The following is a 19,113-nucleotide window of genomic DNA, read 5'->3' as shown; positions in this document are numbered from 1 at the left end:
CACGCGACTAGTGCGGAAGTGCGGCTGTTTACGGGAAATTCGCCTAGCTGATTGCAAGCTTCGACATTGTCATCGGGCAAGGATCGGTCTTCGTTAGGATCAACGTTTGTTTGTACAGACCACAAGCGATTCAAGGTCTCGAAGCCGGGCGCCGACAGAAGATCTGCCCGTCATTCATCGAACCACCCGCAAGTGATCGGTTGGTCAACGTCGCGCGTGTTCGCAGGTCGCAAGGAGAAGATAGTGAGTTTGAAGCTTGAGGATCGCCTTTTCATCAACGGGGAATATCTGTCGTCGGCGTCGGGGGGACGGGAAGCCGTCATCAATCCGGCGACTGAAGAAGTGATCGGAGAAGCCTGCGTCGGTGGCCCGGAAGAACTCGATGCAGCCCTTACGGCTGCGAAGGAATCGTTTCGGTCCGGTGTCTGGCGCAAGCTTTCGCTGACGTCGCGCATCGAGACGATGGTGCGCTTTTACGATGCATTGGAGCGACGGCGTGAGGACATTGTTGCGCTTCTGATTGCCGAAGCCGGTTCGACGGTCGGGCTCGCGAATTTCGGGCAGTATGGCCTGCCGATGAAGCATTTTCGGTACTATCTGGAGGCCGCGTCGCGCGACTTCACCTGGATGACTGCGCCAGAACTGACACCAACGGCGGACGGTCGCACTGTGCTCGGCACGGGCATCGTTAAATACGACCCGGTCGGCGTCGTGGCGGCAATCACCCCTTACAACTACCCGTTCATGCTGAATGTCGTGAAAATTGTCCCCGCCTTGCTGATGGGCAATTCCGTTGTCCTGAAACCGTCGCCCTTCACGCCCTTTTCGGCGCTGTTGCTGGGCGAGATCGCGCGTGAAGCTGGACTACCGCCTGGCGTGCTGAACATCGTGACAGGGGGGCTTGATGTGAGCCGCGATCTCACCACTGATCCGCGCGTCGATCTCATCACCTTCACCGGATCAGATCAGGTGGGAGCCTCCATCATGGCCCAGGCCGCACCGACGCTGAAGCGGGTCATTATGGAATTGGGCGGCAAGTCCGCCTTCATCGTCCGGGCCGATGCGGACATCAACAGGGCCGCGGCGATCGGCGTCGGCAGCTTCACGGGCCATTGCGGGCAGGGCTGCGCAATCCTGACCCGCCACATCGTGCACAATTCTGTCCGCAAGGCTTATGTCGCAAGGGTAAAGGAGATCGTGGAATCGATCACAATTGGCGACCCGTCAGACCCGAAGACAATGATGGGCCCGCTGATCCGCGAATCCCAGCGTAGACGGGTTGAAACTTATTTCGATCTGGGGCGCGAGTCCGGGGCTCGCCTCGTTACTGGAGGCGGTCGACCGGAAGGCCTCAAGCGCGGCTTCTTCGTACAACCGACCGTTTTTGACAACGTCGACAATCGCTCGCGCCTCGCACAAGAGGAAGTGTTCGGGCCTATCGCTGCGGTCATGGGATTCGATGATGATGATGAAGCGGTCAACCTCGCAAACGATAGTCAGTTCGGCCTCGCGGGGGCGGTGATTTCAGCTGATGCCGGCAAGGCTTATGAGATGTCTCTGGAAATGAGAACAGGTGGCGTGGCGATCAATGGAGGCGCCGGCACAATGCTTTCCGACGCCCCCTTTGGCGGCATCGGGCGATCAGGATTTGGGCGCGAGAACAGTGCTGAAGGGCTGAAAGAGTTCACCTACGCCAAGAGCATCCTCATACACGCTGGCTGAAGCCAGGGCCCGGCTTATTCATTCAAGGACATCTGCTTGGGAGTCAGGAGATCGAGGTGAGGTTGCCGCAGTCGGCGCGCCAGGTTGCGCCGCTTGTGGCCTCGAATATGCCAGCCGAAACCAGCCGTTGCATCTCGTCAGTCGAGGCAAGCACCGCCGCTTCGGTTCGACCGTTGATGATGGTGCAGGCCCCGCCTTTGGCGAGGCGCCTCGCGATGGCGTGGCCGATACCTCTCGTCGAGCCTGTCACCAGCGCCCGTTTGCCCGATAGATCAACTTGCATGGCGTATCCTCGCGATCATTCTGCCGAATGCTCGAGGGGAATCGTATTTTCGCTGCTCGCTTTGGTCTATGGCGGTTCTGCGGCGCTGAACAAAGTATTCGCCTTAGTCGCGGCGGGCGATCCTGAGTCAGTTTGAGGCCCTCAACGGGTGCCTCCCTGTCAGGTGCCGACAGAGCAGGAGATCATGACATGAAAATCAAGGCGAAGATCGAAAGCTGTGCGGGCCATGCCCGATGCGCTGCGGTCGCTCCGGAGCTATTCGAATTGAATGACGAGGGTTATCTTGAAACGCCTGAGATTAATGTGGCAGCGGGCCGGGAAGTCCTCGCCAAACGTGCCGTGCGGGCCTGTCCGGAGCGCATCTTGTCTATCGACGAGGATGAATAGGGCTCTCGTACGTACATCCGGCGCTGCGTGTTGTTGAAAGCTCTGAAAGCTCGGCAGGCTAAGGCCGAAGCACCTGGCCACCATCGACACACCAGGTTTGGCCGGTCACCCATGACGCATCCTCCGACAGGAGGAAGAGCGCTGTATTGATGATGTCCTGTGTGTTGCCGATGCGGGACAGCGGCATCTGGGCGAGAAGCATTTTCAGGACTTCCGGCGGAACATTGTTCTGTGTCGCTTCAGTGTCCGTCGGGCCCGGTGCAATACCGTTGACCCGGATGTTCCTCGCACCAAGTTCCTTCGCGAGCGCTATTGTCAGTCCGTTTACGCCGAGCTTTGCCAACCCGTAATATCCCCCTGCAGACCAGGCTGCCGTGGAGGACTGGTTGAGGATGACGCCGCCGCCACGGTTTTCCATCGACTTGTGAACAGCCCGGGTCATCAGGAGGATGCCGTTCATGTTCACGTCCATGAATTTCTTGTAGTAGTCGAGATCGACATCCATCCACGTCGCACGCTTCATGTTCGCGAAGATCGCAGCATTGTTGACCAGAATGTCGATGCCGCCGAATGCCTTGCAAGCCGCCTCAGCGGCCGCAATGGTCGAGATTTCAGAACTCACATCGGTTTCGACAAACAGCGCCTTTCCACCAGCAGCAGCAATCGAGTCCACGGCCTTCTGGCCTGTTTCGGCGTTGATTTCTGCAACAATCACGGCTGCGCCTTCTTCGGCGAGCGCGCGGGCATAATGCGCGCCAATGCCCTGACCCGCGCCGGTGACAATTGCTACTTTATCCTTGAATCGCATGGTTGCTCCGCTTTCAATCTGCCTAGCCTCAAGTCTGATCTATTGGTCAGTGGATTGGAAAGTACCAATTCCGGTTTGCGCTGTGCGGCGCCGAGAGCGCATAAATCGTCGAGGGCGTGGATGGTGCATTGCTCATCTTATGCGTCTGACGGACTAGTCGTCGCGGACGAGAAGGAAGCATCCGGCCAGAGGACCACCTGCTGTTGATAGGGCTGCCACACGAGGATCGCCAGCGACCTGTCGTCTTTCGCCGCGTCCCCATAGCTGCACACACGCCTCATGGACCTGGCCATAAGCGTGCATCCGGCCCGCCGAAAGCGCACCGCCATTCGTGTTGATCGGTAATTCCCCGTCCAGTGCTATTCGAGATCCGCCGTCTATAAAAGCCCCCGCTTCAAATTTCGGGCAGAACCCCAGGGCCTCCAGCGAATTGATCGTATGGAAGGAAAATCCATCATAGAGTTCGGCCACATCGACATCGGCAGGGGATAGATCGGTGCGCCCCCACATCATCTCGGCAACGCCGGGAAGGGCCTGGGTGGCGGGATCGTCAAGTTGCGTCCAACTGTTGCGATACTGCATGCTCGATCCGATTGCCTCAATCCGAGTGAGGGGATTGCGCGTGTCGCGTGCGCAGTCGACCCGGGACAAGATGATCGCGGTCGAGCCGTCGATGGGCACGTCACAATCGAACAGCTTCAGCGGCGAAGAAATGATCGGCGCATCGAAATAGTCGTCGAGCGTAATAGGCGTGCGATAGATCGCGGCGGGATTGAGTGAGGCATTCTGCCTACTGATCAGTGCAATCTGAGCGACCTGCTCCGGCTTGATGCCAGATTCATGGACGTAGCGCGAGAAGTACAAGGCTTGCTGCGATGCTGCAGCATAGGCGTGGTAGGGGGCAAACCAGTCATATGGCCAGAACGCGCGCCCCCCCGGCTGGAAGCTGGCGTTGGCGAAGCTCGTTTTCCTGGCGGTTGCCTGGTACATCGTCCGGAAAATCAGGACATGGCGACACAGATTGGCGCTTATAGCGGCGATCGCATTGAAGATCGCGCCGAACTGGCCTGCGGTCTCCCGGCAATTGGAGTACCAGCCGAGTTTGAGCCGAAGCGCATCCTGCAGAGCGGGAATGCCAACCGGTGCCATTCCGCTCGCATCCTGATAGTCGCCCGGCCAGCAGGACATGCCATCAATATCCGACCGTTCCAGACCTGCATCGGCAATCGCTTCTAGTACAGCATCGAGCGTCAGGCTAAGCGGGGAAAAGCCCGCATCCCGGCTGATGCGGGACTGGCCAATGCCGGTAATGGCGACGTTTTTCTCCGGGTACTTCATGACAGATCGCCGACGGGCGCAAACAGGGGCACCCAGATGTCGGACGCCTGCTCGAACCGGACTTTGACGCGCTGACCGATACGGACGTCATCGGGGTTGCAGTCGACAATGTTTGAAACCAGACGGATGTCGTCCTGTTCCTCAAGAACCACGAAGGCAATGATGTAAGGGACATCAAGACCAGGAAACCACTTCTTGTAGTTCATTGTAAAGCTGAAAATTGTACCGAAGCCGGAAACGGGCTGAGCGCCTACGTCCCTGCTTTCGCATCGTGGGCAGAATGTAGTTGGTGGGTGCACATAGTAGGCGCAGCTGTTGCACCGATAGATCAGCAGACGATTATTTGCGCCGCCTGTCCAGAAGTCCCTGTTGTCCAAAGTCAGAAATGGCAACGACCGGGCGGCGTGTGTTTTGTCGGTTTCATCCATGAAACTACTCGCGAAAACTTAGTTCGCAGTATCACCTCGTAAAAATGCCAAAACCAATGTGTATTCGGCGAGACTTCAGTTGTGTTCCCCATTGTCAGGACAACAGTTCAAGCCTTGTCTGGTGGTCAGGGGCCTCGCTGGAATGAAGGATCAGTCATGTTTCCGGTATGTGGCAAAGTCTTTTCGATCTTACACAGTACGTAGGCTACAGGATTGAAACCCCATCCAAATTTGTTCTCGGGCCCGCTGAAGGTAAAAAATATCCACAGCATTTTGAGATCCACAGTATTTGCTAAAGGATGCATCGCTTGTTCATCATCGAGTGGGAATGATGGCTGGCTGAGCCGGCGCAGGGCTAGAGTCTCGCAGGATCGCGACGGTGGTGAAATGTGCGCAATTGCGTCGGCCCCGAGATTTGGCCAGTACGGTGGACAAACAGGGTGGTGCCTGCCAGCACTGCGAACAAATCAACTAATGCAGGGAAAATAAGCATGTCGATCCTCCTCCTCGAAAAACGCGGACCCATAGCGCTCCTCACGCTGAACCGGCCGGACATGATGAACGCGTTGGGGCAGGCGGGTGATGGCCCGGCCGTCGCCGCCGTGTGCGCGGAAGTCGTGGCGGACAAATCGATCCGGTGCGCGGTGCTGACCGGGGCAGGGCGCGCCTTTTCGGCTGGCGGCGATGTGAAGGCGATGAAGGAGCGGTCCGGCGCGTTTGGCGGCACGCCTTACGACATAAGGGGCGGGTATCGGGACAATATCCACGTCATCGTGCGATCGCTCTACAATCTGGAAGTGCCGCTGATTTCGGCGATCAACGGCCCGGCGATCGGTCTTGGGTGTGATGTCGCGTGCATGGCGGATATCCGATTGGCCGCAGACCATGCCAAGCTTGGCGTGACTTTCCTGAAGCTCGGCCTGATTCCGGGGGACGGCGGCGCCTGGTTGCTGCCGCGCCTGATCGGCGCTTCACGGGCGGCGCAGCTGCTGTTCACCGGAGACGTGATTGATGCGGCGACGGCGAAAGAGTGGGGGCTCGTGTCCGAGATCTATCCGGCTGACCAGTTGATGGACGAGGCGATGAAACTGGCCGACCGGATCGCGCAGCAACCGCCGCAGGCGCTGCGGCTTTCCAAGACACTGATGCGGCAGGCGAACACCGCGTCCTATGACACGATCATGGAAATGTCGGCGGCAGCCCAAGCGCTGATGCACGAGACCGAGGACCATATTGAAGGGGTCAACGCGATCCTCGAGAAGCGCAAGCCGGAGTTCAAGGGGCGCTAGATTTCGCCGCGCACATCCTTGATGACGCCTGAAAAATCGAGATTGCCGAAGCCCTTCTCGTCGAGTTGGGTGTAGATCGCTTCAGCGAGTTCCCCGAGGCGGATGTCTGCGCCGGCCCCCTTTGCCGCACTGGCAGCGAGGTGGAGGTCCTTCAGCATCATGGCGACGGCGAATCCTGGCTTGTAGTCGCGGTTGGCGGGGGAGGCCGGGACAGGCCCTGGAACGGGGCAATAGGAGGTCATCGACCAGCACTGGCCCGACGAGGCGGACGAGATGTCGAAAAAGGTCTGCGCGTCGAGGCCGAGCTTTTCGGCGAGGTTGAAGGCCTCGGCCGTACCGATCATCGAAATGCCAAGCAGCATGTTGTTGGCGATCTTGGCGGCCTGTCCGTTTCCGCTGCCGCCGGCATGGAAGATGTTCTTGCCCATCGCCTCGAGCAGCGGTTTCGCGCGCGCAAACCCGTCATCCGGCCCGCCGACCATGAAGGTCAGCGTGCCGGCGTCAGCGCCGGCCGTGCCGCCGGAGACGGGGGCATCCATCATGGCGAAACCGGCTGCTTTAGCCCGCCTGGCCGCTTCACGCGCGTCTTCCACAGCGATGGTGGAGCAATCAAGGAAGAGTGTCTCCTTCGGCGCATGGGCCGCGACGCCGTCGGAATCGAAATAGACGCTGAGAACATGCTTGCCGGCCGGCAGCATCGACACGACGACTTCGGCATCGCCGACGGCCTCCGCGACGCTGGCTGCGCCTTTGGCGCCAGAATTTTCTGCGTTGGCGATGGCGGCCTTGTTGAGATCAAAGGCGCGGACGGCGTGGCCGGCCCTGGCCAGGTTGGCGCACATGCCGGCGCCCATGTTGCCGAGACCGATAAAAGCGATGCGTGTCATAAGACTCTCCTAGCGGTCCTTGAATACAGGTGCGCGTTTTTCGGTGAAGGCAGCCATGCCTTCCTTCTGGTCTTCGGTTCCGAACAGGCCTTGGAACAGGCGGCGTTCGAACCGGACGCCTTCGGTTGTGGGCAGTTCGAGGGCGCGCCCGACCATCTCCTTGGCGGCCATCAGGGACGGCAGGGAGTAGGACGCGATTTCCTTCGCGGCTTTCATAGCTTCTTCCATCAGCGTGTCATGCGGGACGACGCGGGAGACAAGCCCGATACGATCAGCCTCTGTGCCATCGATCATGCGGCCGGTGAGGACCATGTCCATGGCCTTGGCCTTGCCAACGGCCTTGGTGAGGCGGATTGAGCCGCCCATGCCGGGCGTGACGCCGAGCTTGATTTCCGGTTGGCCGAACTTCGCCTTGTCCGACGCGATGATCAGGTCGCACATCAAAGCGAGTTCGCAGCCGCCGCCAAGGGCGAAGCCATTGACGGCCGCGATGACCGGCTTGCGGCTGGCAGCGAACCGGTCCCAGCCAGCGAAATAATCCTCGACATACATGTCCGAGAAGCCCTGCGGGGCCATTTCCTTGATGTCGGCCCCGGCGGCGAACGCGCGGCCTTCACCCGTCAGGACACTGACGGCAATGTCCTTGTTCCGGTCGATCTCCGCGAAGACATGCGCAACTTCGCTCATGACTTCCTGGTTCAGCGCATTCAGGCTGTCGGGTCTGTTCAGCGTGACAAGGGCGACGCGGTTGCCATGCTCGAAGGTGATCGTGGTGTAGTTTGCCATATTGCTTAACCCATTGTCGGAATGATGAAGGCCTGGTCGCCGATCTCGTCGCCTTCGGGCCAGCGCTGGGTGACGGTCTTGATCTTGGTCCAGAACCGGACGCCTTCCGGCCCGTGCTGGTTCGTATCGCCGAAGGCCGAGCGCTTCCAGCCGCCGAACGTGTGATAGGACACCGGCACCGGGATCGGCACGTTGACGCCGACCATGCCGACATTGACCTGCGCGGCGAACTCGCGCGCGGCCCGGCCATTCGAGGTGAAGATGGCGCAGCCATTGCCGTACTGGTGGTCGGATGCGAGCCCGGCAGCTTCCTTCAGCGTTTCGGCGCGTACGACCTGCAGCACCGGGCCGAAGATCTCGTCCTTGTAGGACTGCATGTGCGGTTTCACATTGTCGAACAAGGACGGGCCGATGAAGAAGCCGTTCTCGTGGCCCTGCAATGTGTGACCGCGTCCATCCATCACCAGGTCGGCGCCTTCATCAACACCCATCTGGATATAGGATTCGATCTTCGCCTTGTGGGCAGCCGACACGACCGGGCCGTAATGCGCCTCGGTATCGGTCGAGATGCCGACCTTCAGGCCGCGGGCCGCGTCCAGCATGCGCTCGACAAACTCGTCGCCGGTCTTCTTGCCGACGGTGACGGCCACCGGCAGCGCCATGCAGCGCTCGCCGGCCGAGCCATAGGCCGCGCCGACAATGTCCTTCACCGCCTGCTCCATGTTGCAGTCGGGCATGATGATGCCGTGGTTCTTGGCCCCGCCCATGGCCTGGACGCGCTTGCCGTGGGCCGTTCCGGTTGCATAGACGTACTGGGCGATGTCGGACGAGCCGACGAAGCTGACAGCCTTGATGTCAGGGTGGGTGAGGATCGCATCGACCGAGACCTTGTCGCCCTGCACGCAGTTCAGCACGCCCTCAGGGGCACCGGCTTCCATGAAGAGTTCCGCCAGGCGCAACGGAACCGACGGATCCTTCTCGGACGGCTTCAGGATGAATGTGTTGCCGCAGGCAATCGCCACGGCCGACATCCAGCAGGGGATCATGGCGGGGAAGTTGAACGGCGTGATGCCGGCGACAACGCCGAGCGGCTGGCGCATCGAATAGACGTCGATGCCGGGACCGGCGCCTTCGGTATATTCACCCTTCTGCAGGTGCGGGATGCCGCAGGCGAACTCGACCACATCGATGCCGCGCTGCACGTCGCCTTTGGAATCTGCCACGACCTTGCCATGCTCGGATGACAGGAGTTCGGCCAGTTCATTGATGTTCGCCTCGAGCACACGCTTGAACTCGAACAGGACGCGGGCGCGGCGCTGGGGGTTCATCATCGACCAGGCCGGGAACGCCGCTTTCGCGCTCTCAACGGCCGCGCCAAGCTCGGCCTCGCTCGCCAGCTGGACCCGCGCCTGAACCTCACCCGTATTCGGATTGTAGATGTCGCCAAAGCGGCCGGACGTACCGGCGACCTGCTTGCCATTGATGAAATGATGGACGTCGCGCATTCGCGTGTCTCCTCTGTTTAGAGTCTGGTTCTATCAATTGCCGGACGAGGCGCAAGCGACGGCCGGGAGGCTGGGTCAGGCGACGATGGCAGCATCGAGCATGGCCTGGATGCGCGTCTCATCGATGCCGAGGCTGGCGAGGACCTCTCGCGTATGTTGGCCGGGCAGGGGTGATGGGCCTTTCGGGCCGTCGTCAGCGCCCGGAAACCGCACTGGTGACGCAGGGGCCGAATAGGTCGTGCCGTCGCCCTTCGCGCTGGGGGTCTGGACAATGGCGCCAGCTGCGAAGGCTTGTGGGTCCTTGGCGACTTCCGCGAGTGTCTGGACGGGCGCCCAGGCCAGCTTGTTGGCGTCCAGGCGGGCCGCCATTTCGTCTCTCGTGAATTTGGCGAACCCCTCGTCGATGATGGCGATGACCTCCGCCATATGCTGGCGACGTCCCTTTGCCTTCACGAAGCGCGGATCATCCGCAAGGTCTTCGCGGTCGATTGCCTTGCACATCGGAACCCAGTCGACATCGCCCTGCCGGGCGACGGTGCAGATCCAGTGATCGTCTTTCGTCTTGTAGAAGTTCGAGATCGGCACGATCTGCTCGGTCCGGCCCTTGGTTGAGCCAATGCGTCCGAAGAACAGCTGGATCGCGAAATCGGATCCCATGGCATAGAGACCGGCGCGGAACAGGGATGCCTCGACGAGCCGGCCCTTGCCGGTACGTTGGGCCTCCACGAGCGCCGCGCAGATGCCTGCAGCAGCCGCCATGGAGGTTGTGTGGTCACCGAACGCGGTGCGCAGGGGGAAGGGAGCCTCGCCCTTTGGAATGGTAAGCCGTGCGACGCCCGTGCGGCTCCAGAAACTGGCAATGTCGAATCCGGGGCGGTCGGCGTCGGGACCGTCGAGGCCGTAGCCGGTCAAGGAACAATAGACGAGTTTCGGGTTGAGGCTGCGGAGGCTTTCATGGTCCATCCCGGACCGGGTGAGCCCTCCGGGGCGAACGTTGGTGAGGAAGACATCGGCGTCAGACGCCAACTTGCGGACGATTTCCTGGCCTTCCGCCGTAGTGGTGTCGACGATGATCGACTTCTTGCCGCGATTGTCGAAATCGAAAACGGGGTTGTCCTGGAGGTCTGTGCCAATCGAGCGGAAGAAGGCGCGGATCGGGTCTCCACCGGGCGGCTCGATCTTGATGACGTCGGCGCCCCAGTCCGCCAGGATGCAGCCCGCGCCGGGCGCTGCCATGTAGGTGGCATATTCAATAACTTTCAGACCTTCGAGCATTCGTGACCTCTGATTACCTGTTTTGATGTCGCCCCAAGGGCTTGCACGCTCCGAGATCAAAAGTGAAGCGTCGGGACAGGCAATGTCAGAAGGTGAAGTCCGGCAGCTGCATGAAGGCGGCCCGCAGCGCCTCACCCCAGCCGGTCGAAATCGACTGGAAATAGGGATCATCCTGCGGAATCCGGCGCTGCATCCCGGTTTCGAACGTATCGGCCTCGTAGGCATGCATATCGAGTGGCATGCCGACCGCCAGGTTCGCTTTCAGGGTGGAATCGAACGAGACGTAGAGCAGCTTTATGGCCTCTTCGAAGCTCATCGCGGGATCGAAGGCGCGAAGAATGATCGGGCGGCCATACTTCGTCTCGCCAGCCTGGAAGAAGGGTGTTTCATCACTCGCTTCGATGAAGTTGCCTTCGGGGTAGATGAGGAAGAGGCGCGGATCCATCCCCTTGATCTGGCCGCCCACGATCATGGTGGCGCCGAAGGTGCTCTCGGCGTTCTGGCCGTCCTCGGCCTGCGAGTGGATGATTTCCTTCAACGTGTCACCGACGAGCCGTGCGACCTGGAACATGGTTGGCGCGGCGAGCAGGGTCTGCTTGCGGTCTGCCGGGACGACTGAACGCTCGTTGAGCAGGCTGATCACGGCCTGGGTGGTTGCGAGGTTGCCGGCCGTCATGATGGTGATCACGCGGTCACCCTCGACTGACCAGGTGAACATCTTGCGGAATGTGGACACGTTATCGACGCCCGCATTGGTGCGCGTGTCGGACATGAACAGCAGGCCCTGATCGAGGCGCAACGCAACGCAATACGTCATGTGAGTCCCATACGATCCATCATTCTGGTCCCGAGCGTTACTGCTGGACCTGGAGGGATACAAGCAGTGATTCAGCGCCGTCGCCGAACACGACACCTGACACCGGGGCCGCCTCGTCATAGTCGAGACCGATGGCGATCCGGACATATCTTTCATCCGGGGATATGACGTTCGAGACGTCGAATCCGATCCAGCCGACGTCGGGCACGAATGCTTCCGCCCAGGCGTGGCTCGCTTCCTGAAGAATGCGGTCGTTCATCATCAGGTAGCCGCTGACATAACGTGCGGGAAAACCGAGGATCCGGGCGACGCTGACGAAGGTGTGTGCATGGTCCTGGCAGACGCCATGGCCACTTTTCAACGCGTCTTCGGCGGTCGTGCCACTGTCCGTCCGGTCCGTTTCATAGGTCATTTCTTCCCGGATGGTCGCGGACAGACCGTGCAGGCGGGCGATACTGTCGTTATTGTCGGCCAGGTCTGCGGCGAGCTTGCGGATCAGCTTGCCGGGGTGTGTCAGCGGGGTCTGGCGCTTGTAGTACCAAAGGGGGGCAAAGCCTGTGTGGGGGCCGACCACTCCCGCTGTCGGGTGCGTTTCGACTTCTCCTGAGCAGACAATGGAAATCTGCTGCGCGTCCTCATCCAGGCTGATGAGCTGCACCCGGTTGCCATGCTGGTCATCGAAGGCGACTTCTTCCCGTCCGCCTTCGATATCGACCCGCCAGTCGAGAATGCTCTGGCTGGCGCAGGCCTTCGGCGTAAGCCGGGCCTGTTGCAGCCCGTACGGAACGGGTTGGTCGTAGGAATACTGCGTCGAGTGGCGGATCTTGAGGAGCATGACTTATTTGTAGAACCTGTAATCGCTTTCGATTTGCGCCGCCAAAGCGGCATTCGCGCGGAGAAAATCGCGGATGAATTCGTGAAGGCCGTTGTCGATGATGTCGTCGATCGTGAAGTTGGTGAGCCTGGCTTCGAGTTTTTCGGCTAGAGCGTGGCAACTGCGCGTGTCGCCATAGTCCTTGGACAGGCATCGCAGGCAGGTGATGAGTTCGTCATAGCAGAATGCCAGTGACCGCGGCATCCGTTCATCGAGGATGAGAAATTCTGCAATCGCCTTCGGACTCGCATTGCCCGGGTTCAGCCAATGGAACGAGCGTTCAGCCGACGCGGACCGGAGGATCATCTCCCACTGGACATTGTCGAGCGAAGAACCAACCGGCGCACCGGTTGGTAGGAGAACGTAATATTTGACGTCGAGGATACGGGCTGTGTTGTCGGCACGTTCGATAAGCGCGCCCATCCGCGAAAAGCTGAAAATATCGTTCCGCAGCATCGTGCCCTGCAGGGCGCCGCGAACAAGCGCGCTCTGCTGGCGTACACTGGCCAGTACCGCCGGCAGTTCAGTCTGTGAAATCGGTCGTTTGAGCATGTCCTTGAGAAGCATCCAGCCGTCATTCACAGCCTCCCAAACTTCACGTGTCAGGGCGGTGCGCGTCGCACGAGCGTTGTCGCGTGCCATCCGCATCACCGAATACACAGACATCGAGTTCGTCTTGTCACGCAGCAAATAGTCAAATGCGGTGTTCGGCGTGATTGTCTCGTGTTTGGCAAGATACGCATCGAGGCAGCCGACCGTTGTCATGACCGATCCCCACTCATCCTCGCCAGCAGCGGCGCGTGTCAGGGCCATGCGGAAGCCAGCCTCGACGAGCCGGGCCGTGTTTTCGCTGCGCTCGAGATAACGGGAGAGCCAGAACAGGCCGCCTGCGGTCTTGCCTAGCATGCGGTCATTCCTCCAGCACCCACGTATCCTTGGTGCCTCCGCCCTGGCTGGAATTGACGACCAGAGAACCGGCTTTCATCGCGACACGTGTCAGGCCGCCTGGCGTTATGTCGATACTGTCCGGCGAGACCAGGACGTAGGGACGAAGGTCGACATGGCGGGGCGCCAGACCGGCGCGGGTGAGGACGGGCACGGTGGAGAGCGCCAACGTCGGTTGCGCGATATAGTTGGAGGGCCTTGCTGTCAGTTTCGCGCGGAATTCGGTGATCTCACGCTTGCTGGCGGCCGGGCCGACGAGCATGCCGTATCCACCAGAGCCATGCACCTCCTTCACCACAAGTTCTTCGAGGTTCTCCAGGACGTATTTCAGCGTGTCCGGTTCGGAGCAGCGATAGGTAGGCACGTTCTTCAAGATGGAAGCCTGACCGGTATAGAATTCCACGATATCGGGCATGTACGAATAAATCGCCTTGTCATCGGCGATGCCGGTTCCAGGGGCGTTGGCCAGCGTGATCCCCCCGGCGCGATAGACGTCCATGATGCCCGGCACGCCGAGCATTGAGTCGCGATTGAAATTCAGTGGATCAATGAATTCATCATCGATCCGGCGATAAAGGACATCGACCGGGAAATACCCTTGGGTCGTGCGCATGGCGACGCGCCCGTCCACGACGCGCAAGTCGTGCCCTTCGACCAGTTCTGCGCCCATCTGGTCAGCGAGGAAGGCATGTTCGAAGTAGGCTGAGTTGTGGAGTCCCGGGGTGAGGACGGCGACAGTTGGCTGTCCGGTGGACCTGGCAGGTGCGCATTTTCCGAGTGAGCGCCGCAGGAGCGCCGGGTAGTTGCTGATTGGCTGAACCTTGATGCGGGAAAACAGTTCCGGGAACATTTTCAGCATCGTTTCCCGGTTTTCGAGCATGTACGAGACGCCCGACGGCGTGCGCGCATTGTCTTCGAGAACGAAAAATTCATCCGCACCTGTTCGCACGAGATCCACCCCGACGATGTGCGTGTAGACCCCGCCAGGAGGCGTAACGCCGATCATTTCCGGAAGGAACGCGGCGTTTTGGGAGATGAGGTGTTCGGGGATGCGCCCAGCACGCAGGATTTCCTGACGGTGATAGATATCGTGCAGGAAGGCGTTGATCGCCTTCACGCGTTGCTCGATGCCCTTGACCAGCTGGCGCCATTCCCTGGCGTCGATAATGCGCGGAACGAGGTCAAAAGGTATCAGCCGTTCGTCGGCGTCCTTTTGGCCATACACATTGAAGGTGATGCCGGTGCGCCGGAAAAAGGTCTCAGCCTCGCGCGACTTTTTCTGGAGGTCGTTGATCCTGACCGTTTCGAGCCAGTCGCAATAGTCGGAATAGGGGGGCCGGGCCGACGCGTCCGCCTGTCGCATTTCGTCAAAAAATTCTGGTTTGCCTCCCATACTGGATAGAACGCACGATAAACGAATGAGTTGCAACTGCCGCCAGCGGAGACGCAACACCGTGGGCGGCATTGAGTGCATTTGTAGCATTCCGGCCCATTGCCAGCCTTGGAAGCGAGCATTTGAGTCAAACAGGAGGGCGTCTCTCTATTGCCTGCTACGGGAACTCAGCCTGGCATGGTGCCGGATAGCGGGAGTGTGCGGCTCAATCGTACGCCCGGACGATCGGGTCCAGGAACGCGGCCAGCCGGGTGGCCATTATCTTTACGCCCTGTTCGGTTGGGTGCAGACCATCCGCCTGAAGCAGCTCTGGCTGGTTTTCGACATCGCTCATCAGTGACGGATAAAGCTGCATCCCGAATGCTGTCGCAATGTCGGGATAGATCGCGGCGAATGCCGCATCGCGACTGCCGTCTTCCACGGCGCTGCGGGGCTGAAGGCCTACCAGAACGCAGGCGATGCCGTCGTCCACGGCCTTCTGCACGATTGCGGTCAGGTTCCTGCGCGTGATTTCGGGATCGATCCCCATCAGGTAGTCATTGGCGCCGAGAGCCACCACCACGACATCGGCGTCGGCATTCGCCACGCTCCAGTCAAACCGGGCAAGCCCGTTGGCCGTCGTGTCGCCGGATACGCCGGCATTCACGACCTTTGCCTTTACGCCGTCGGCCTTGAATATGGCCGCGATCTGTTCGGGCAGGGCTTCATCGGCAGCAAGGCCAAATCCGGCGACAAGGCTGTCGCCGAGAAAGACTACGACGGGCCCGTCGGTTGGCGCTTCGGCTACGGGCGCTGGAACCGTCTGGGAGGCATGTTCCGGGCTGGGCCCTGGATCGCAGGATGCCAGAAGCACCGCGCCAGCCAGCATGGAAACGAGCCGTCGCCAGTGCGAGCCTTGTTTTCTGGGCGCCACGAAAGACATCATACTTATCGATAGACAGGCCGCCAGCATCTGACAATGTCGCGCGCCAAGACGAAAGGCCGGATTGAATGACGCATGCGCTGGAGCTGAAAGACGTTTGGCTGACGTTCCCGACCGCTGAAGGGCCGCTCGACGTCCTCAAAGGTGTCAGCCTTGCGGTAGAGCCGGGTGGCAGTGTCGCGATCGTCGGGCCATCCGGCTCCGGGAAATCGTCCCTTATCTCGGTTGCCGCCGGACTGGAGAAGCCAAGCAGGGGAGAGGTTTCACTTCTCGGCGAAAGGATTGAGTCACTGGGCGAGGACCAGCTGGCGCGGCTGCGTCGCGGGCGTGTCAGCATGGTGTTCCAGTCGTTTCACCTGCTCGAAACCATGACGGCGTTCGACAATGTGCGCACGCCGCTGGAGATTGCAGGGCTCGACCGGGTCAGCGCGCGGGCGAATGACTGGCTGGACCGGGTGGGGCTTTCACGTCGGCGCCTGCACTATCCCGGACAATTGTCGGGTGGCGAGCGCCAACGCGTGGCGGTCGCACGCGCGCTATCGAGCGATCCGGCGCTTGTGTTTGCCGACGAGCCGACGGGTAATCTCGATGCTGAATCGGGACGCGGCGTTGCCGACCTCCTGTTCGATCTCACGAATGAGGGTTCCACCACGCTGGTGATCGTGACGCACGATGACGAATTGGCAGCCAGGGCTGCGCGCATTGTCCATATGCGTGACGGGCGCATCGTATGAACTGGGTCGCGGGAAAGCTCGCAGTTCGCGAACTGTCGGGCGGATTGCGCGGATTCTGGATCTATCTCGCCTGTCTCGCGATTGGCACAGCTGCGATCGCCTCTGCCGGCTCGGTGACGGAGGTCTTCACGCGCGGCCTCAACGCAGAGTCCCGGACATTGCTCGGCGCTGACGCCATCTTCACGACGTCCCAGCGCCGCGCCACGCCCGAAGAGCGCGCCTTTGTCAACGCACTCGGCCCGGTATCCGAAACAGTCGCGCTCGATGTGATGGGAACGGCCAATAATATTCGGCGGCAGGTCGATGTCAGCGGTGTCGATGACAATTATCCGCTATTGGGGGCTGCTGGACTGTCGGGCGGAGCTGAAACGCTTGGCGCAGCACTGCTCAGGCAGGATGGCGGGTGGGGCATCGCAGTCAGCCAGTCTTTCCTCGATGAATTCCAGGTCGCAGTGGGAGACCAGGTTCGCCTGGGCCCGGTCGACGCCGTGGTGACAGCCAGACTCGACAGCCTGCCCGATGGTATCGGCACGCCGGGGACCTTCGGACCGGAAGCCATTGTCAGCCTGCAGGCTCTCGTCGAGGTCGAACGCCTCACGCCCGGCCAACTGTTCCGGTCGGGCTTGCGTGTCCTCCTCACCAAGGGCGACACGCTGGCCGAGGTCCAGGCGCGCTTTGAAGACGAGTTTGGCACCGGAACGGCGCGCATTCGCGGCCCGGAAGACTCCGTTGATGGTTTGAAATCCCTGCTGAAAACCCTGAACAGCTTTCTCGCCGTGATCGGTATCGCCGCACTGATCGCGGGCGGGGTCGGGGTCGCGCAGGCGACGAGTTCATTCCTGGAGACGCGGATTTCGTCGATCGCTGCGCTCAAGGTCTTTGGCGCCGACGCGTCGACCTTGCGCGCAGCCTATATGCTGCAACTCGGCATCCTGGCCCTGGTCGGCGCGTCGGCCGGCATGGTCCTGGGTGCGATGGCACCCTACCTGCTATCGTGGTTCGCAGGAAGCTCGATTCCCCTTCCTCAGGCGCTGGGGATGTACCCGGCGCCTTTGCTGAAGGCGCTGCTTCTTGGCTTGCTGGCGGCGACCATGTTTGCGCTGCCCGCCATCGGGCGCGCCCGTGCGACACGTCCGTCCGCCCTGTTCCGGCGCGTTACGGATACCGAACGCAGCGCCGTGCCATGGACAGAACGGATCGCAACCGTGAGTGCCGGAGCCTTGCTCTGTGTCCTGGCGGTGGTTTCAAGCTATCGGCCTGGCCTGACAGCACTCATTCTCGGCGGCGCGGCCGTGACGCTTGCAATCCTGGTCGGCACGGCCATCGTGGTGAAGAAGATCTCACGGTTTGCGGCGAGAACAGCATCAGGCATGTGGCGGCTGTCTCTCGCCAACCTGGGCGGTCCGGGTTCACTCGCTCCGACTGTTGTGCCGGCGCTGGGGCTTGGACTTGCCCTGCTGACCCTTGTTGCGGCCGTGCAGGCGAACCTGCTCCGCCAGATCAGCGAGACTGCCCCGTCCAATGCGCCGTCGGTCGTTTTTTCCCAGATACCGGCTGATCGTATCGACACGTTTGATTCGCTCATTGCGGAACAAGGTATTGATACGGATGATGCGAACGTCTTCAGGCAAGCGCCCTTTATCCTGGCGCGCGTGACAATGCTGAAAGGCGCACCGGTGATCGAGGAGGAGGTTGCCGAATCCGAGCGTTGGGTGGTGCGGGGAGAAACCACGATCACCTACCTTTCGGCCAAGCCACCGGAAACGCTCCTGACGGCCGGCGACTGGTGGCCCACAGACCATGCCGGCCCGTTGCTCGTGTCAGTCGAGGAGGATGCTGCGAAAGGGCTTGGGATCGGTGTCGGCGACCAGATCGGCTTTCGTGTGTTCGGGCGCGACGTGACGGCGACGGTCGCATCCTTGCGCAAGGTGGAGTGGGGCACATTCAGCATCGGCTCCAACATCGCCTTTGTCCTGTCGCCGGGTACGCTGGAAGCAGCCAATCCCTCTTACGTCGCCATCGCGAAGACGACACCTGGTGTTGAAGCGGACATCGTGGCGGCGCTCGGCAAGACCATGCCCGAAGTCGTCGTGTTCCAGACCCGGCGGGCATTGGAGACGGCCGCGCGCCTGTTCGCACAAATTGCGGTGGCGGTGAATGCGGCTGCGGGCATTGTGACATTATCCGGCCTGTTGGTCCTGTTCGGGACTTTTGCAGCCATGGCACGAAAGCGGCGGACGGAGGCGGCGTTGCTGAAAGTGTTCGGGGCCGGACGGTCACAGATACTGGGCCTGTATGCAACAGAGTTCGCGCTGGCGTCGGCTGCGGCGGCGCTGATCGGATCAGCCATCGGAATCGGCGCGGCCTATCCCATTGTCATCTATGCATTTGAAGCGACGTGGACAGTCCCCTGGTTGGAAACAGGGCGCATCCTGGCCGCGACGGTCATCATATCCGCATGTGGAGGTGCCGGTGTGGGACTGGCCACACTGTCCCGGTCTCCGGCCGAGGTCCTGCGCATGCCATGAGCGCGATCGTGTCGCGAATGATGGCGGAGGAGGGGGGGCCTGCAATCGAGTTTCGTAAATGTTCGCCAAAGCCAAAGAACAGTTCCAAACGGCTCACACGCAGCCCGGTCGAGACGCGCAAATCTGGCCGCGGCCGCACCTTCGGTTCGAATACCCGTCTCGCGAAAAAATCTGCCCCTGTGAGGTGGCTCA

At 60.8% G+C, this 19,113-nt stretch carries 17 protein-coding genes and 1 pseudogene; 5 read left to right on the top strand and 13 right to left on the bottom strand.

Going from position 1 to position 19,113, the window contains the following annotated elements:
- Positions 1-66: 66 nt before the first annotated feature.
- Positions 67-1,722: an aldehyde dehydrogenase family protein gene (locus HJO_RS05100; protein WP_206741809.1), complete on the top strand. Its 1,656-nt coding sequence runs from the start codon at positions 67-69 to the stop codon at positions 1,720-1,722.
- A 160-nt stretch (positions 1,723-1,882) separates the two neighbouring features.
- Here the strand turns inward: HJO_RS05100 and HJO_RS18890 are convergent.
- Positions 1,883-2,005 (bottom strand): annotated as a pseudogene (locus HJO_RS18890) (SDR family NAD(P)-dependent oxidoreductase); the annotation flags it as partial.
- A gap of 189 nt (positions 2,006-2,194) precedes the next feature.
- Here HJO_RS18890 and HJO_RS05090 point away from each other — a divergent pair.
- The gene (locus HJO_RS05090; RefSeq protein WP_035614663.1) at positions 2,195-2,392 is read left to right on the top strand and encodes a ferredoxin; all 198 of its coding nucleotides are present in this window, start codon (positions 2,195-2,197) and stop codon (positions 2,390-2,392) included.
- A gap of 58 nt (positions 2,393-2,450) precedes the next feature.
- Here the strand turns inward: HJO_RS05090 and HJO_RS05085 are convergent, their stop codons facing one another.
- From HJO_RS05085 to HJO_RS05075, 3 genes are all read right to left on the bottom strand, one after another.
- Positions 2,451-3,200 (bottom strand): SDR family oxidoreductase, encoded by a 750-nt coding sequence (locus HJO_RS05085; RefSeq protein WP_035614660.1) that lies wholly within the window; start codon positions 3,198-3,200, stop codon positions 2,451-2,453.
- 153 nt (positions 3,201-3,353) lie between these two features.
- Positions 3,354-4,538, bottom strand: a complete 1,185-nt coding sequence (locus HJO_RS05080) for a thiolase family protein (protein WP_035614657.1) — start codon at positions 4,536-4,538, stop codon at positions 3,354-3,356.
- Positions 4,535-4,966: a Zn-ribbon domain-containing OB-fold protein gene (locus HJO_RS05075; RefSeq protein WP_035614655.1), complete on the bottom strand. Its 432-nt coding sequence runs from the start codon at positions 4,964-4,966 to the stop codon at positions 4,535-4,537. The genes HJO_RS05080 and HJO_RS05075 overlap by 4 nt, the downstream gene beginning before the upstream one ends.
- 491 nt (positions 4,967-5,457) lie before the next feature.
- Between HJO_RS05075 and HJO_RS05070 the strand changes: the two genes are divergently transcribed.
- The gene (locus tag HJO_RS05070; protein ID WP_035614653.1) at positions 5,458-6,255 is read left to right on the top strand and encodes a crotonase/enoyl-CoA hydratase family protein; all 798 of its coding nucleotides are present in this window, start codon (positions 5,458-5,460) and stop codon (positions 6,253-6,255) included.
- Here HJO_RS05070 and mmsB read toward each other — a convergent pair.
- The 9 genes from mmsB to HJO_RS05025 form a co-directional block, all read right to left on the bottom strand.
- A complete protein-coding gene (gene mmsB, locus HJO_RS05065) occupies positions 6,252-7,142 on the bottom strand; it encodes a 3-hydroxyisobutyrate dehydrogenase (protein ID WP_035614647.1) in 891 nt (296 codons plus the stop codon). The genes HJO_RS05070 and mmsB overlap by 4 nt on opposite strands.
- A gap of 9 nt (positions 7,143-7,151) precedes the next feature.
- Positions 7,152-7,928 (bottom strand): enoyl-CoA hydratase-related protein, encoded by a 777-nt coding sequence (locus tag HJO_RS05060; protein ID WP_035614644.1) that lies wholly within the window; start codon positions 7,926-7,928, stop codon positions 7,152-7,154.
- A gap of 5 nt (positions 7,929-7,933) precedes the next feature.
- Entirely contained in the window at positions 7,934-9,433 is a 1,500-nt protein-coding gene (locus HJO_RS05055; RefSeq protein ID WP_035614642.1) for a CoA-acylating methylmalonate-semialdehyde dehydrogenase, read from the bottom strand.
- Between the two features lie 75 nt (positions 9,434-9,508).
- Positions 9,509-10,708, bottom strand: a complete 1,200-nt coding sequence (locus tag HJO_RS05050) for a CaiB/BaiF CoA transferase family protein (protein WP_035614641.1) — start codon at positions 10,706-10,708, stop codon at positions 9,509-9,511.
- A gap of 85 nt (positions 10,709-10,793) precedes the next feature.
- Positions 10,794-11,525 (bottom strand): proteasome-type protease, encoded by a 732-nt coding sequence (locus tag HJO_RS05045; protein WP_035614640.1) that lies wholly within the window; start codon positions 11,523-11,525, stop codon positions 10,794-10,796.
- Between the two features lie 37 nt (positions 11,526-11,562).
- Positions 11,563-12,360: a transglutaminase family protein gene (locus tag HJO_RS05040; RefSeq protein WP_035614638.1), complete on the bottom strand. Its 798-nt coding sequence runs from the start codon at positions 12,358-12,360 to the stop codon at positions 11,563-11,565.
- A 3-nt stretch (positions 12,361-12,363) separates the two neighbouring features.
- Entirely contained in the window at positions 12,364-13,305 is a 942-nt protein-coding gene (locus tag HJO_RS05035) for an alpha-E domain-containing protein (RefSeq protein WP_035614632.1), read from the bottom strand.
- 4 nt (positions 13,306-13,309) lie between these two features.
- On the bottom strand, positions 13,310-14,707 hold the full coding sequence (locus HJO_RS05030) for a circularly permuted type 2 ATP-grasp protein (RefSeq protein WP_241764674.1): 1,398 nt from the start codon (positions 14,705-14,707) through the stop codon (positions 13,310-13,312).
- 235 nt (positions 14,708-14,942) lie between these two features.
- Positions 14,943-15,650, bottom strand: a complete 708-nt coding sequence (locus HJO_RS05025) for an arylesterase (RefSeq protein ID WP_206741808.1) — start codon at positions 15,648-15,650, stop codon at positions 14,943-14,945.
- 77 nt (positions 15,651-15,727) lie between these two features.
- Here HJO_RS05025 and HJO_RS05020 point away from each other — a divergent pair, with 77 nt between their 5' ends.
- Both HJO_RS05020 and HJO_RS05015 read left to right on the top strand, forming a co-directional pair.
- On the top strand, positions 15,728-16,393 hold the full coding sequence (locus HJO_RS05020) for an ABC transporter ATP-binding protein (protein ID WP_035614628.1): 666 nt from the start codon (positions 15,728-15,730) through the stop codon (positions 16,391-16,393).
- Entirely contained in the window at positions 16,390-18,921 is a 2,532-nt protein-coding gene (locus tag HJO_RS05015) for an ABC transporter permease (RefSeq protein ID WP_035614626.1), read from the top strand. The genes HJO_RS05020 and HJO_RS05015 overlap by 4 nt, the downstream gene beginning before the upstream one ends.
- Positions 18,922-19,113: the final 192 nt, after the last annotated feature.

The sequence above is a fragment of the Hyphomonas johnsonii MHS-2 genome (assembly GCF_000685275.1).
GTDB classification, from domain to species: Bacteria; Pseudomonadota; Alphaproteobacteria; order Caulobacterales; family Hyphomonadaceae; genus Hyphomonas; species Hyphomonas johnsonii.
Note: the sequence above shows the minus strand (reverse complement) of the source record. Positions and strands in the feature narration are given on the sequence as shown.